This window comes from Nocardioides sp., from assembly GCF_030655615.1.
In the GTDB taxonomy this organism is placed as follows: domain Bacteria; phylum Actinomycetota; class Actinomycetes; order Propionibacteriales; family Nocardioidaceae; genus Nocardioides.
Map to the genome: position 1 here is coordinate 1 of NZ_JAURVJ010000019.1, position 13,394 is coordinate 13,394.

A 13,394-nucleotide genomic window follows, 5' to 3' on the forward strand; every position below is an offset into this window, starting at 1 on the left:
ACCGCGTGCGCGGCCCGCGGCCGGTCGCCGGTCGGCCAGGCCGCGTGGTCGACGTACTGCCCGTGCACGAAGGTGGTGCGGTGCGCGACCACCGGGAGCGTGTCGCGGACGAGGGTGGCGACACCGAAGTCCTGGCGGTGCTCGTGGCCGTCGGCGTCGGTCACCGGGCCGGAGTCCGAGACGACGAAGGTCACCTCGTGCGCGGGCAGCAGCTCGGCGAGGTCGGCGACGAGGTCGGCCCGCTGCGGGAGCACGTGGTCGCCGTCGTCGAAGCGGGTCCACCCGCGCAGGTCGGGGGTGCGCAGCGCCTCCTGGACGCAGAGCACGTCGGGGTCGACGCCGGGCAGCCAGGCCGCGAGGTCGTCGTAGAGCGCACCGCCCCACGCGTTGAGACTGACGATCCGCACCTCAGACGCTGGAGGCGGGCGCGGACGGCACCCGGACGCGCGGGGTGACGTAGGCCGTCGTCTCGGGCCGGTAGAGGAGGTAGAGGAGGAGCCCGTCGAGGGCGAGCCACACCGCCAGCGGCGGGACGAACTCCACGGGCGGCGCGGTGCGGAGCACGGCCGCCGTCGCGACGGCGAGCAGGACGAAGGACACGGCCAGGCAGTGCCGCGCCCAGTTGTGGCCGCCCTGGACGAAGGCCAGCAGGACCAGCACCAGGCTGGACACCACGACGTCGAGGACGATCACCACCGGGGTGAATGAGGGGGGCACACGGGTGTCGTCGGCGGAGACCGTGCCGGCGGTCGAGCGCAGGATGTCGTCGTCGAGCACCACCGCGAGCACCGTCACCGCGGCCGCGAGCAGCACCAGCACCCACACGAGGCGCACCGCGCGGGTGACCGCGGCGGGTCGTGCGACCGCCTCCACCACCTGCGTCCACCTCCGGTTCGTCCGTCGTCGTCGTGCCGTCCGGCACCCTAGGGTCGGGGCCATGTCGAGTGAGCACCCGATGGTGGCCCGCTTCCGCGCCGAGCACGAGCGCCTCGGCGGGACCGGCGAGATCGTCATTCTGCCCGACTCGGTCCACACCGCCGTCCTCGCCGCCGAGGCGCTGGGCTGCGAGCCCGGCGCGATCGCCAACAGCCTGCTGTTCGACGCGGGCGGCAGCCCGGTCCTGGTGCTGACCTCCGGGGCCCACCGGGTCGACACCGCCAAGGTCGCGGCGACGATCGGGGTCGAGCGGCTCCGGCGCGCGACCCCCGAGTTCGTGCGCGAGCACACCGGCCAGGTGATCGGCGGCGTGTCGCCCCTCGCCCACCCGGCGCCCGTGCCGACCTACCTCGACCCGTGGCTCGAGCAGCACCCGGTCGTGTGGGCGGCGGCCGGGCACCCGGCGGCGGTGTTCTCGAGCACCTACGACGAGCTCGCCCGCCTCACCGGCGCCACCGTCGTCGACGTCGAGTAGGGAGTCGGTCATGGAGTCACTCGCACTCTCCTTCTCCAGCGGCTGGGCCAGCGGGGTCAACGCCTACCTCGTGGTCCTGGTCCTCGGGGTGGGCCAGCGCCTTGGCGCCACCGACGCCCCCGAGGTGCTGGGGCGGTGGGACGTGCTGGCCGCGGCGGCGTTCATGTACGCCATCGAGTTCGTCGCCGACAAGATCCCCTACGTCGACTCGGCGTGGGACGCGATCTCCACCGTCATCCGGCCGACCGCCGGCGCGGTCGTCGGCGTCCTGGTGGCGGGCGACGCCGACTCGCTCGACCAGGCCGTCAGCGCCTCGGTCGGCGGTGCGAGCGCGCTCGCCTCCCACCTCGTCAAGGCCGGCGGGCGCCTGGCGATCAACTCCTCCCCCGAGCCGGTCACCAACATCACGGCCAGCGTCGTCGAGGACTTCGTCGTCCTCGGCCTGGTCGCGTTCGCGATCTCGCACCCGGTCGCCGCGGCGTCGGTCGCGGCGGTCTTCCTCGTCGTCGGCCTGGTCGTCGTGTGGTTCGCCCTCAAGCTCGTGCGCCGCGGCTGGCGACGGTTCCGCGACCGGCGCTCGCGACGGGCGGGGGGTCCGGGCGGTCCCCCCGGGGGCCCGGCGTGGACCTGAGCGACCCGACGGTCCGCGCCGTCGTGACGGCGCGCCTCGGCGAGCTGTACGCCGGCCGCCCGGTCGTCCTCGGACCCGGGGTCCTGGCGGGCTACACCACGTTGGTGACTCGGTTGCGGGCGCTCGGCTGCCCCGTCCTGGTGCTCGCGACCGGCCCCGGCGCCGGCCCCGTGCCCGGCCCCGGCGACTGCACGGTGGTCCCGGTCCGGCTGCCCCCGACGGCCTCGCTGACCGACGAGGTCCGCGTCCTCGACCGTGCGACCCGCTCGCTCCCGCCCGACGTGGTCGCCGCGGTGGAGGCCTTCGACCCCGGACGCCGGGCGCTGTGGCACACCCGGCCCTTCGTCGTGACCGACGAGCCGGTGCTCGGGCGCCAGGTCACCGGCGGCCGGCCGGCCGCGTGGCTCGCGCTCGAGGACAAGCTGCTCGCCGACCAGGTCTGGGACGCCGCCGGGGTCGAGCGGGCGGCGTACCGCGTCTGCGAGATCGACGCCGCCGCCCTCGACGACGCGAGCACTGCTCTCGCCGATCCGGCGACCGGGCTCGGGGTCGTGTGGAGCGGAGACGCCCGCGACGGGGTCAACGGCGGCGGCGACTACGTGCGCTGGGTCGTCGACGAGCGCGACCGCGCGGCGGCCTACGCGTTCTTCGCGCCGCGCTGCGACCGGGTGCGCGTGATGCCCTTCCTCGACGGGGTGCCGTGCTCGATCCACGGGACCGTCCTCGGGCCCCGCGCCGGCGGCACCGCCGTCTTCCGGCCGGTCGAGCTTGCGACCCTGCGCCGGCCCGCGACGCGGACCTTCGTCCCCGGCGGTCTCTCGACCTGGTGGGACCCGCCGTCGGCTGACCGCGAGGAGATGCGGTCGGCCGCGCGACGCGTGGGCGACCACCTCGCCGCCGCGCACGGCTACCGCGGCGCGTTCGGGATCGACGGCGTCCTCACCGCCGACGGGTTCCGCCCCACCGAGCTCAACACCCGGGCGTCGGCCGGGGTCTCCCTGGTCGCGCAGGTCGACCCGGCGTTCTTCACGCTCCTGCAGGACCACCTGCTGCTGGGTCTCGACCCCGGACTGACCGTCGACGAGGTCGAGTCGGTGCTCCCGCTGATCGACGCGCAGCGCTCCGGTCGCCCCTCCACCCACGCCCAGGGCGTCTCGGTCGGCGGCACGTCCGCCCACGACGTCGTCCTCCGCGACGGCCGGCTCGAGCGGGCCGCCGACGGCGTCGCGACCGGCACCACGCTCGTCGCCGCCGACGTGGCCGGCGGGTTCTTCGCCAAGCTCGACCCCTGCCGCCTGCTCGCCCCCGGCGACCGGCTGGCGCCCCTCAACGTCGCGCTGCTGGCGCACCTCGACGCGACCTCGGGCACCGGGTTCGGCGCGCTCGAGGCCGCGCCCGACCTACGGACGTGACGGGCCGGGCGGGGCGTCGTACGACGCGAGCTCGTCGGCGTCCGGCGGCTGCCACCACCGCTCGAACGACTCGAGCTGCCCGCGGCTGATCACCACCGCGCCCGGCTCGGCGTTGCGCCGCTCGACGCGCCGCCACCGCTCCACGAGCGGTACGTCGAGCGCGTGCAGCTCCACGGCCGCGCCGGCCGAGCGTGCCCGGTCACGCCATCGGCGTCGGTCGGGCCGGGTCCACAGTCCGAAGTCGAACACCACCGTCAGCCCGCGGACGGCCAGGTCGAGGCCCTGCGCGCCCTGCAGCCGCTCGAACGCGCGACGCCGCCGAGCGTCGTGCGGGTCGAGCCCCAGTGCCACGAACCAGTCGTCCGGGCACAGCAGGACGCCGTCACGCTCGGCCGCGAGCCGTCGCGCGAGCGTGGACTTGCCGGCGCCGGGCATCCCGCAGACCAGCAGCACCCGTCCGACGCCCACCCCCTCACCGTAGGCTCCGGGGCGTGGCGCAGGTGGTGGTGGTCGGCGGTGGGTACGGCGGCCTCGCGTCGGCGGCGCGGCTGGCCAAGCTCGGCCACGACGTCACCCTCCTCGAGGCGTCGAGCGGCCTGGGCGGGGCGCTGACGACCGTCGAGTCCCAGGGCTTCACCTGGGAGGCCGGGCCGACGATGCTGCACGTGCCGGCCGTGGTGCGCGACCTGTTCCGCAAGACCGGCCGGGCCCTCGAGGCCGAGCTCGGCGTCGAGACCGGCGACGAGCTGACGCCGCTCCCGATCGTGCGCGAGCACCGCTTCGAGGACCGCAGCGCGCTTCGCCTGCCGGCGGGCTCGCGGCGCGCCCAGGTCGAGGCCTTCGACGAGCTCGGCCGGGGCCTCGGCGAGGCGTGGGACGCCTACGTGACGCCGTACGCCGAGGTGTGGGACGTGCTCCGGCGCCACTACTTCGAGGAGCCCTGGACGCCGGACCGGCTGCCGCGCGAGGTGTCGGCGATCCTCGACGGCCGCGAGCACCTGCACAAGACGCTGCGCCGGGCGTTCCGCGACGACCGCCCCGCGACAGTCGCCGGGCACCTCTTCGCGGCCGACGGCCACGACCTCCGCAACGTGCCCACCTGGGCCGGGGTGACGACCTACCTCGAGCAGCTCTTCGGCGCCTGGACCATGCCCGGTGGCATGCACCGGCTCCGTGACCTGCTGGCCGCCCGGCTGGAGACGCGCGGCGTCACGGTCCTGCTCGACAGCCCCGCGCTCGACCTGGTCGTCCGAGACGGCCGGGTCGCCGCCGTGCGCACGGGGCTCGGCGAGGTCGCGGCCGACGTCGTGGTGTGCGCGATCGACCCGCGACGGCTGCCGACGCTCGCGCCCCTCGTCGAGCGGACGATGCCGTCGCTGCCGCCCGTGATCACCCACCTCGGGCTCGAGGGCGACCTCGGGATCGACGTCGAGACGGTCGTGCACGGCGACCCGATGGTGGTGGTGCGACCCGGCGGCACCGCTCCCCCGGGCCACACCGCTTGGACCCTGCAGGGCCGCGGCCGGCTGTCCGAGGACATGCTCAAGGTGCTCGCCCGCGTCGGCCTCGACGTGCGCGACCGGGTCGCCGTCCGGGTGGACCGGACGCCGTACGACACGGTGCAGGCGTGGGGCGGCTCGCCCTACGGCGTGCTGTGGCAGGGCCGCGGCACCGTCCGGCAGCGGCTCGGACCCCGGACCCCGGTGGCCGGCGTCTACGCCGCCGGCGCGCACGCGACCCCGGGCTCGGGTCTGGCCTACGTCGGGCTGGGGGCCGCGCTGGTCGCGGGCGCGGTGGGCCCGGCCTGACGGCTGGACCCGGTCAGGACCCGCTCAGCCGAGCTCCCAGGTCACCGTGACCGCGGTCGACACGTCCTCCGTGCCGCCCTCGAACCCGACCACCGCCTTGCTGGAGGCGGCCACCGCGTCGCGCGCGAACGGGACCTGCCCCGAGGCGACGCCCTCCGTCACCGACACGACCGCGCCGAGGGTGGTGCCGGCGAGCCGGGCGAGGTGCTCGGCGCGGCTCGTCGCGTCGGCGTACGCCGCCTCGCGGGCGTCCGCGAGGTGGTCGGCGCTCGGCGTCGAGGCCAGGGAGACGCCGTCGACGGACAGCCGGTCGCCGGCCTCGTCGGCGAGCTGCTGGAGCAGGGCCGCGGCGACCTCGAGCCCCGCGCACCGGACCTCGAGCGAGTGCCGCGCCTCGTAGCCGGCGGTGCGGCCGGCGTCGTCGTGGCGGGGCCAGGTGGCGAGGCCCTGGGTCCGGATCGCGCTCGGGTCGACGTGGGTGCGGGCCACGGCGACGACCGCGGCGCGCGCGGACTCGGCGCCGGCCAGGGCCTCGGACAGGGTTGCCGCGCGGTGGACGGCGGCGACGCTGAGGACGGCGGCGTCGCGCGGGACGGAGACCGACCCGTGGCCGGTGGTGGTGACGGTGCGGGTGCTCAGCATGTCCCGACGCTAGTCCAGGACGGGCGGGTCGGTCAGACCGTGATCTGGAGCCGCTCGAAGATCTCGAGGGTCGCCTTGGAGTAGTTGAGCGTGTAGAAGTGCAGGCCCGGCGCACCGCCGGCGAGCAGCTCCTCGCAGAGCTCGGCCGCGATCGCGATGCCCTCGGCGCGGACGGCGGCGGGGTCCTCGTGGGCCGAGATGCGGGCGACGATCTCCTCGGGCACGACGGTGCCGACGAGCTCGCCCTGCCGCTGGATGGCCTTGAGGTTGAGGATGGGCATGATGCCCGGGAGGATCGGGATGTCGACGCCCCGGTCACGGACCCGCTGGACCAGGTCGAAGTAGTCCTGGGCGCGGAAGAACATCTGCGTGACGGCGTACTCCGCCCCGGCGCGGGCCTTGGCGACGAGCACGTCGGCGTCGGCGTCGCGGGACGCGGCGTTGGGGTGGCCCTCGGGGAAGGCCGCGACGCTGATGCGGAAGTCGCCGCGCGAGCGGGCGAGCTCGACGAGGTCGAGGGCGTAGGTGAGCCCGCCCTCGGTCGGGGTCCACTCGGCGCGCGGACCCTCGGGCGGGTCGCCGCGCAGGGCCATCACGTGGTGGACGCCGGCGTCGACGTAGGTGTCGAGGATCTGCTCGAGCTCCTCGCGGGTGTGGCCGACGCAGGTGAGGTGGGCGACCGGGGTCAGGGAGGTCTCGCGGGCGATCCGCCCGGTGATCTCGACCGTCGTGTCGCGGGTCGCGCCGCCGGCGCCGTAGGTCACCGACACGAACGTCGGCTGGTAGGGCTCGAGCGCGGTGATCGCGCGCCACAGACGCTCGACCCCCGCCTCGTCCTTGGGAGGGAAGAACTCGAAGGAGATGGAGCGCTGACCGCTCGAGATGAGCTCGGCCATGCTGACCCCGCGACCCGTTGCCATGACCCGAACTTTATGGCTCTAGCCTCGAAGCGTGGGCATCGGCGACGTACCTCGAACGGGTGACTGGGCTCGGTCCCCCGATGGCGCGACCTTCCGCACGGCGCTCGACGCGACGCTCGCGACGTTCCTCGACGGCCAGGCCTCGCTGCTCGCCCCGCTGGGTCCCGACGCCGATCGGCTGCTCGCCGAGACGCGGACCGCGGTGGCCGGCGGCAAGAAGTTCCGGGCTGCCTTCTGCCACTGGGGCTTCCGCGCCGTGCAGCCCCGGCTGTCCGAGGCCGACGACGCCTGGCTGATGCGGGCGTGCGGCTCGCTCGAGCTGCTCCACGCGAGCGCCCTGGCCCACGACGACCTGATGGACGCCTCCGACACCCGCCGCGGACGCCCCGCCACCCACCGCGCCCTCGAGGGCGAGCACCGGGCGGCCGGGTGGCGCGGCGACCCGGAGCAGTACGGCGCCGCCGCCGCCATCCTGCTCGGCGACCTGCTCCAGGGCTGGGCCGACGAGCTGCTGCGCCGCTGCGGCTTCGGCTGGGACCGTGTCGGACCCGCGCTCGAGGTGTTCGACCTGTGCCGCACCGAGGTGATCGCGGGGCAGTTCCTCGACGTCTCGGTCCAGGCCCGCGGCCGCGCCGACGTCGACGCGGCGATGACCGTCCTGCGCTACAAGTCGGCCAAGTACTCCATCGAGCGCCCCCTCCACGTCGGCGCCGCCCTCGCCGGCGCGTCCCCCGACGTCCTGACGACGCTGACCGGCTTCGGGCTCCCCCTCGGCGAGGCCTTCCAGCTCCGCGACGACCTCCTGGGCGTCTACGGCGACCCCACGACCACCGGCAAGCCCGCCGGCGACGACCTCGTGGAGGGCAAGCGCACCGTCCTGGTCGCCCTCGCCCTCGACGCCGCCCCGCCGGCCGACGCGGACCTGCTCGACCGCTCGCTCGGCACCCCGCTCGAGGCCGACGAGGTCGAGCGGCTGCGCGAGGTCATCGACGCCAGCGGCGCCCACGCCCGCGTCGAGGCGATGATCGCCGAGCTCGCGTCCACCGCCGTCGCCGCCCTCGACCGGGCCGGTCTCGACCCGCACGCCACCGACGTGCTGCGCGGACTGGCGGCGGCGGTCACGCAGCGGGTGGTGTAGGCGTCGGCAGGAATACCCGGTGCACCGGGTAATCCGGCACTTCGGGGCCGTTGCAACACCCCAGAACCGTCGGGACAAGCCCCGAACCCCCGGCCGCCGCCGCCCCGCCGGCGCCCGCCCCGCGCCCGACCCGCCCCGCCCCGCTCAGTCGAGCGACGGCAGCCCGAGCTCGGGCCCCGGGCCGCGCAGCAGCACGCTGACCCGCGCGGCCAGCAGCCCGATCGCGATCTTGAACACCCGCGGCTCGGCGCGGGCGGCGCCCGCCCAGGCGTCCCATAGCAGCACCGTGTCGGCGGGTACGTCGCGCAGGCAGTCGGCCAGGGCGTCGAGGTTGCGGCCGTACCAGTCGGGGAACCCGAGGGCCGCCGCCAGCGCGCCGTGCAGCTCGGGCACCGACTCGACCAGCGCGCCGTCGACGTGGGCGAAGGGGCGACCGGCGGCCTCGACGGTGTGCCGCACGTCGTCGACGTCGTAGGTGGCGTGCCACAGGTAGGCGCCGGGCTCGGAGCGGCCGGCGAGCAGGGCCGCGAGGCCGCTCACAGCTCGATCACGCGCCTCATCGCGCGATCCGCTCGAACGAGTCGTAGTGGTCCTCGGTCCAGTAGAGCTCGCCCTCGTCGCCGGCGACGATCCGCCGCGCGCCGCGGTCGCCGGAGCCGGGGGTGTCGACGGTGTACTCGGCGTAGTAGCCGCGCTCGTGGTCAGGCAGGATCCCCTCGAAGTTGCCGAAGGTCGAGCCGTCCTCGTCGTAGGGGAACGGCCCGTCGCTGTCGATGAGGTCGACGGTGTCGGCGGCCTCCACCGGCAGCACGGCCAGCGCCACGACGGGCAGCCCGCTGTCGGGGTCGGTCTCCGGGAGGTCTGCGCTCGCGACCGAAGGGGTCGCGTCCGCGGTGGGCGGCACGGTCTGGGTCGGCTCGCTGGTGAAGCCGCCCGACGTACCGGGGTCGGTGCCCGTGCCGGGGTCGCGCCCGTTGAGCAGCCAGACCCCGATGACGACCGCGAGCACCAGCAGCAGCGCCAGCGCACCCGACGTCCGCGGGACGAACCCGTCAGGCCGCGGTGGCACCCGGGAGATGACCACGCCTCAGCCCGCCACTGCCGCTAGAACGCCATCGCCTGGGCGCGGCGCTTGACCTCGGTGCCGCGGTTCTCGCGCAGCGCGTCGATCGCGCGGCCCGGGAAGTCCTGGTCAAGGAAGAGCCACGCGATGCACTCGCGGTCGTCGTAGCCGTTGTCGTGCATGACGGTGAGCAGGCCCGGCAGTCCCTTGACGGGCAGCGCGTCCTGGATCAGGTCGGCGGGCACCTGCTGGCCGGCGCCGGGCGAGGGTACGGCGGCGGCGAGCTCGTGGTCGCGGATCATCGTGCGGACCTTGGCGACCGTGACCTCGAGGCGGCGCGCGGCCTCGGCCCAGTCGATCCAGTCGGGCACGAGCGCGGCCAGGTCCCTCTCGGCCAGGGTCGGCTCGGGGGTGGGCTGGGCGGGCGACGCGTCGGACATGGCTGCAGTTTTGCACGCCACGCCGAGGTCGGAGGACCCGACCGGCCGCCGTCGGGCCCCGTACGATGGGCTCCCCGGTGACTTCCCCCGCCGGACAGGAGGGTCGACGTGCAGACACGCCCCGGCGCAGGCGAGGCGCGCCCGGCCGGTCGTGGCGACGGCCGACCCGCCGACCCGCTGCAGGGCCGCCTCCTCGACGGCCGCTACCGCCTCGGGCCCCGGATCGCGCGCGGCGGCATGGCCAGCGTCCACGAGGCCCTCGACGTGCGGCTCGACCGCACGGTCGCCGTCAAGATCATGCACGCGGGCCTGTCCGACTCCGACAGCGACCGCGACTTCGCCGAGCGGTTCGTCCGCGAGGCGCGCGCCGCGGCCCGGCTCTCCCACCCCAACGTCGTCGCGGTCCACGACCAGGGTGACGACGACGGCACCGTCTTCCTGGTGATGGAGCTCGTCAGCGGCCACACGCTGCGCGACACGATCGCCAAGGAGAGCCCGATGCCGGCGGCCCGGGCCCTGGCGCTGATCGAGCCCGTGCTCTCGGCGCTCGCCGCCGCCCACCGCGCCGGGCTGATCCACCGCGACGTCAAGCCCGAGAACGTCCTCATCTCCGACGACGGGCGGGTCAAGGTCGCCGACTTCGGCCTGGCCAAGGCGGTCAGCGCCGACACCCAGCACACCGCGACGCAGGGCGTCCTGATCGGCACCGTGTCCTACCTCGCGCCCGAGCTGGTCATCGACGGCCGCGCCGACGAGCGCGCCGACGTCTACGCGGCCGGCGTCCTCCTCTACGAGCTGCTCACCGGGGTCAAGCCCCACGAGGGCGAGACCCCGATCGCCGTCGCCTACAAGCACGTCCACCACGACGTCCCGCCGCCGTCCGAGCGCCAGCCCGACCTGCCGCCCTACGTCGACGCCCTCGTGGCCCGCGCGACCGCCCGCGACCGCACCCTCCGGCCGGCCGACGCGGCGGTCTTCCTGCACCAGGTCCACCGCGTCAGCCAGGCGCTCGCCGACGGCCTGCGCGACGACCCCGAGCTGACCCAGGACCTCACTCCCTACGTCGGCCACCGCACCACCGACCTCGACGAGCTGTCCGGGCACGAGTGGGAGCCGCTCGACCGACGCGAGCCGACGACCGCGCTGCCCCTCTTCGCCCCGCCGCCCCCGGCCCCGGAGCGCACGCCGCCCCCGCCCGTGCTCCCCCAGCGCATCGTCCGGCCCGCGGCCCCCTCCGAGCCTCCCCACCCCCGGCAGCGCACCCGCCGGCGCCGGCGTGGACCCCTGCTGCTCGTCCTGGCCCTCGTCCTCGCCCTGGCCGTCGGCGGCGGCGCCTTCTGGTACGGCTGGGCCCGCTACACCGTCGCCCCCACCGTCCTCGGCCAGGAGCAGTCGGCCGCGGTCGCCTCGCTCGAGGACGCCGACCTCGAGGTGGCCTACGCCGACGCCGTCTACGACCCCGACCTGCCCGCGGGGTCCGTCGTCGACGCCGATCCGCCCGGCGGCGCCCAGGTGCTGCCGGGCGACACCGTGACCCTCACCCTCTCCCTCGGCGAGCTGCTGGTCCCCCAGGTCCGCGGTCTCGACGAGGACGCCGCCCAGGACGCCCTGCTCGAGCGGCAGCTCGAGTTCGGCGAGAGCGTCGGCCGCTACTCCGAGAAGGTGGCCGAGGGCACCGTCCTCGCCAGCAAGCCCCAGGCCGGGACCGAGCTCGAGCCCGGCACCACCGTCGACCTCGTGATCTCCCGGGGCCGCCGGCCGATCGAGGTCGGCGACTGGGTCGGCCAGCCGTTCGAGCGCGCCGAGGCGGCGCTCGAGGACAAGGGCCTGGTCGCCAAGGTCTCCCGTCGCACCTACGACGACGAGGTCCCCGAGGGCAACGTGGTCGAGCAGCCCCTCGCGGTCGGGCCCCACTACCGCGGCGACGTCATCGAGTTCGTGGTCTCCCGCGGACCCGAGCTGGTCGAGGTGCCCGACGTCTACCTCTTCGGCGTCGAGGCCGCCGAGGACGCCATGCGCGGCGCCGGCTTCGACGTCGCGTTCGAGGACGCCCCCGGCGGCTTCGGCCTCGGCTACGTCAGCCGCAGCGACCCCGAGTTCGGCAGCCAGGCCCCCCGGGGATCCCTCGTCACGCTCTACGTGGTCTGACCTCCGCAGGACCACGACACCGACAAGGGCCGGTCACGACGCGATAACGGCTCGGGCGCGTCCCTTGTCGTCGTGCGCACCCGCGGGATCAGATGTCGCGGTGCCCTCCGTCGACCTGGACCAGCCCTGGGACCTCGGCGGCGGTACGACGGGCCCGTCAGGCCCGCAGGGGGTCGAGGTCCGCTGCGAGGGCGTCGTCCACCTCTACCGCACCTTCGCCGGCCACGACGTCGTCGCGCTGCGCGGTATCGACCTGACGATCGGGGCCGGCGAGCGCGTCGCGTTCCTCGGCCCGTCGGGCTGCGGCAAGTCGACGCTGCTGACGCTCCTCGGCGGCATCCAGCGGCCCAGCGCCGGCCGGATCTTCCTCGGCGACGAGGAGATCTCGCGCCTCGGCGAGCGGCGGCTGGCGCGGGTGCGCGCCCGGCTGGTCAGCACCATGCTGCAGGGCGCGACCCGCAACCTGCTCCCCTACGCCACCGCCCGGCAGAACATCGGCTTCGCCCGCCTGGGCGGTGGTGGCGGTGACCGCGACGACCTCCCCCGCCCCACCGAGCTGCTCGAGATCGTCGGCCTCGCCGACCAGCGCGACCAGGCGGTCTCGACGATGTCCGGCGGCCAGCGCCAGCGGCTGGCCCTCGCCTGCGCCGTCGCGACCGGCCCCCGCCTGCTGCTCGCCGACGAACCGACCAGCGCGCTCGGCCACGCCGACCGCGAGGCCGTCGTCGCGCTCCTGCACCGCATCGGCACCGACTTCGGCACCACGGTCGTCGTCGTCACCCACCAGGCCGAGGTGGCCGCGACGTTCTCCCGCACGATCACGATGAAGGGTGGCCGGATCGGCGCCGAGGGCCGGTCGGGCTCGGAGTACGCCGTCGTCGGCGAGGAGGGCCTGCTCCACCTGCCCACCCAGCTCGTCGAGCTCTGGCCCGCCGGCACCCTCGTGCGGATCGAGCAGACCGACGACGAGCGGCTGACGATCTCGCGCGAGCAGTCGGCGACCACCCCGGAGCAGCCGTGAGCGGGGTCGTCGTCACCGGCGTCGGCTACACCGTGGGCCGGCGCCCGATCGTCGCCGACATCGACCTGACGTTCGAGCCCGGAAGGCTCGTCGCCCTGTCCGGGGCCAGCGGGTCCGGCAAGACGACCCTGCTGTCGGTGGTCGGCGGCCTCCTCGAGCCGACGACCGGCACCGTGACGCTCGACGGGACGCCGACCTGGCGCGGCACCGGCGACCCGCCGGCCGAGGTGGCGTTCGTGCTCCAGGTCTACGGCCTCGTGCCGATCCTCTCGGCCCGCGAGAACGTGTCGGTCGCCCTGCGGGCCCGCGGCGTCAAGCCCGGCGAGGCCGACGCCCGGGCCGAGGAGGCGCTCGCCGACCTCCACCTCGCCGACCTAGGCGGCCGCCAGGTCGAGGAGCTCTCGGGCGGCCAGCTGCAACGGGTGGCGATCGCGCGCGCCCTCGTCGTCCACGCCCCGGTGCTGCTGGCCGACGAGCCGTCCAGCGAGCTCGACCCGACGACCCGCGGCCAGGTCATGCGGCTGCTGCGCGCCGAGGCCGACGCCGGGTCGGTCGTCGTGGTCGCGACCCACGACCCCGAGGTCGTCGACCTGTGTGACGAGCACCACGCGATGACCGACGGGCGGCTCGTGCGTGCCCGGCACCGGGCCGTCTGATGCGCACGTGACGCGGGGTCCCGTCGTGGTCCGGTCGCTGCGGGTCGTGGCGGGTCCGACCGCGCTCCTGGCCCTCACCGCCGCGGCGCTGGTCGCGGCGACCG

The 13,394-nt window shown here is 75.5% G+C and carries 16 protein-coding genes; 8 read left to right on the forward strand and 8 right to left on the reverse strand.

Annotated features, from left to right (window positions below):
• Window positions 1-407, reverse strand: a 407-nt coding sequence (locus Q7T52_RS01445; RefSeq protein WP_304798906.1) for an endonuclease/exonuclease/phosphatase family protein, incomplete at its 3' end; no start/stop codon positions are given.
• A 1-nt stretch (window position 408) separates the two neighbouring features.
• The gene (locus tag Q7T52_RS01450) at window positions 409-876 is read right to left on the reverse strand and encodes a hypothetical protein (RefSeq protein WP_304798908.1); all 468 of its coding nucleotides are present in this window, start codon (window positions 874-876) and stop codon (window positions 409-411) included.
• Between the two features lie 61 nt (window positions 877-937).
• On the opposite strand from Q7T52_RS01450, the gene Q7T52_RS01455 reads away from it, so the two are divergent.
• The 3 genes from Q7T52_RS01455 to Q7T52_RS01465 are packed head-to-tail and all read left to right on the forward strand — an operon-like array spanning window position 938 to window position 3,454.
• Window positions 938-1,411: a YbaK/EbsC family protein gene (locus Q7T52_RS01455; protein WP_304798910.1), complete on the forward strand. Its 474-nt coding sequence runs from the start codon at window positions 938-940 to the stop codon at window positions 1,409-1,411.
• A gap of 10 nt (window positions 1,412-1,421) precedes the next feature.
• The gene (locus Q7T52_RS01460; RefSeq protein ID WP_304798912.1) at window positions 1,422-2,042 is read left to right on the forward strand and encodes a DUF4126 domain-containing protein; all 621 of its coding nucleotides are present in this window, start codon (window positions 1,422-1,424) and stop codon (window positions 2,040-2,042) included.
• Complete coding sequence (locus tag Q7T52_RS01465; protein WP_304798914.1) at window positions 2,033-3,454, forward strand: hypothetical protein; 1,422 nt, start codon at window positions 2,033-2,035, stop codon at window positions 3,452-3,454. Before Q7T52_RS01460 ends, Q7T52_RS01465 begins: the two co-directional genes overlap by 10 nt.
• Here the strand turns inward: Q7T52_RS01465 and Q7T52_RS01470 are convergent.
• Window positions 3,443-3,922, reverse strand: coding sequence for an AAA family ATPase (locus Q7T52_RS01470; RefSeq protein ID WP_304798915.1), 480 nt, complete (start codon window positions 3,920-3,922; stop codon window positions 3,443-3,445). The genes Q7T52_RS01465 and Q7T52_RS01470 overlap by 12 nt on opposite strands.
• Before the next feature lie 23 nt (window positions 3,923-3,945).
• On the opposite strand from Q7T52_RS01470, the gene Q7T52_RS01475 reads away from it, so the two are divergent.
• The gene (locus Q7T52_RS01475; RefSeq protein WP_304798917.1) at window positions 3,946-5,262 is read left to right on the forward strand and encodes an NAD(P)/FAD-dependent oxidoreductase; all 1,317 of its coding nucleotides are present in this window, start codon (window positions 3,946-3,948) and stop codon (window positions 5,260-5,262) included.
• A 24-nt stretch (window positions 5,263-5,286) separates the two neighbouring features.
• On the opposite strand, the gene Q7T52_RS01480 is transcribed toward Q7T52_RS01475, so the two are convergent.
• Together Q7T52_RS01480 and metF are read right to left on the reverse strand one after the other, a co-directional pair.
• A complete protein-coding gene (locus tag Q7T52_RS01480) occupies window positions 5,287-5,904 on the reverse strand; it encodes an SIMPL domain-containing protein (RefSeq protein ID WP_304798919.1) in 618 nt (205 codons plus the stop codon).
• 32 nt (window positions 5,905-5,936) lie between these two features.
• A complete protein-coding gene (gene metF, locus Q7T52_RS01485; protein WP_304798920.1) occupies window positions 5,937-6,824 on the reverse strand; it encodes a methylenetetrahydrofolate reductase [NAD(P)H] in 888 nt (295 codons plus the stop codon).
• A 31-nt stretch (window positions 6,825-6,855) separates the two neighbouring features.
• Between metF and Q7T52_RS01490 the strand changes: the two genes are divergently transcribed.
• Complete coding sequence (locus Q7T52_RS01490) at window positions 6,856-7,962, forward strand: polyprenyl synthetase family protein (RefSeq protein WP_304798921.1); 1,107 nt, start codon at window positions 6,856-6,858, stop codon at window positions 7,960-7,962.
• A gap of 144 nt (window positions 7,963-8,106) precedes the next feature.
• Here the strand turns inward: Q7T52_RS01490 and Q7T52_RS01495 are convergent, their stop codons facing one another.
• From Q7T52_RS01495 to Q7T52_RS01505, 3 genes are read right to left on the reverse strand one after another with little or no spacing between them, the layout of a single operon-like run.
• Window positions 8,107-8,502 carry a barstar family protein gene (locus Q7T52_RS01495; protein WP_370692274.1) on the reverse strand — a complete coding sequence of 132 codons (396 nt, stop codon included), beginning with the start codon at window positions 8,500-8,502 and terminating at the stop codon, window positions 8,107-8,109.
• 16 nt (window positions 8,503-8,518) lie between these two features.
• Entirely contained in the window at window positions 8,519-9,046 is a 528-nt protein-coding gene (locus Q7T52_RS01500; RefSeq protein WP_304798922.1) for a ribonuclease domain-containing protein, read from the reverse strand.
• A gap of 20 nt (window positions 9,047-9,066) precedes the next feature.
• A complete protein-coding gene (locus Q7T52_RS01505) occupies window positions 9,067-9,465 on the reverse strand; it encodes an Rv2175c family DNA-binding protein (protein WP_304798924.1) in 399 nt (132 codons plus the stop codon).
• 108 nt (window positions 9,466-9,573) lie between these two features.
• On the opposite strand from Q7T52_RS01505, the gene pknB reads away from it, so the two are divergent.
• The 3 genes from pknB to Q7T52_RS01520 all read left to right on the forward strand — a co-directional run bounded on the left by pknB (window position 9,574) and on the right by Q7T52_RS01520 (window position 13,290).
• Complete coding sequence (gene pknB / locus Q7T52_RS01510; protein WP_304798926.1) at window positions 9,574-11,613, forward strand: Stk1 family PASTA domain-containing Ser/Thr kinase; 2,040 nt, start codon at window positions 9,574-9,576, stop codon at window positions 11,611-11,613.
• Window positions 11,614-11,713: 100 nt separating this feature from the next.
• A complete protein-coding gene (locus Q7T52_RS01515; protein ID WP_304798928.1) occupies window positions 11,714-12,634 on the forward strand; it encodes an ABC transporter ATP-binding protein in 921 nt (306 codons plus the stop codon).
• Window positions 12,631-13,290, forward strand: coding sequence for an ABC transporter ATP-binding protein (locus Q7T52_RS01520; RefSeq protein ID WP_304798930.1), 660 nt, complete (start codon window positions 12,631-12,633; stop codon window positions 13,288-13,290). Before Q7T52_RS01515 ends, Q7T52_RS01520 begins: the two co-directional genes overlap by 4 nt.
• Window positions 13,291-13,394 lie beyond the last annotated feature (104 nt).

Bases quoted from the DNA above. Each gene is read 5' to 3' on its own strand.
- Q7T52_RS01480 (WP_304798919.1), bottom strand. From the start codon at position 5,904: ATGCTGAGCACCCGCACCGTCACCACCACCGGCCACGGGTCGGTCTCC.
- Q7T52_RS01460 (WP_304798912.1), top strand. From the start codon at position 1,422: ATGGAGTCACTCGCACTCTCCTTCTCCAGCGGCTGGGCCAGCGGGGTC.
- Q7T52_RS01455 (WP_304798910.1), top strand. From the start codon at position 938: ATGTCGAGTGAGCACCCGATGGTGGCCCGCTTCCGCGCCGAGCACGAG.
- Q7T52_RS01505 (WP_304798924.1), bottom strand. From the start codon at position 9,465: ATGTCCGACGCGTCGCCCGCCCAGCCCACCCCCGAGCCGACCCTGGCC.
- metF (WP_304798920.1), bottom strand. From the start codon at position 6,824: ATGGCAACGGGTCGCGGGGTCAGCATGGCCGAGCTCATCTCGAGCGGT.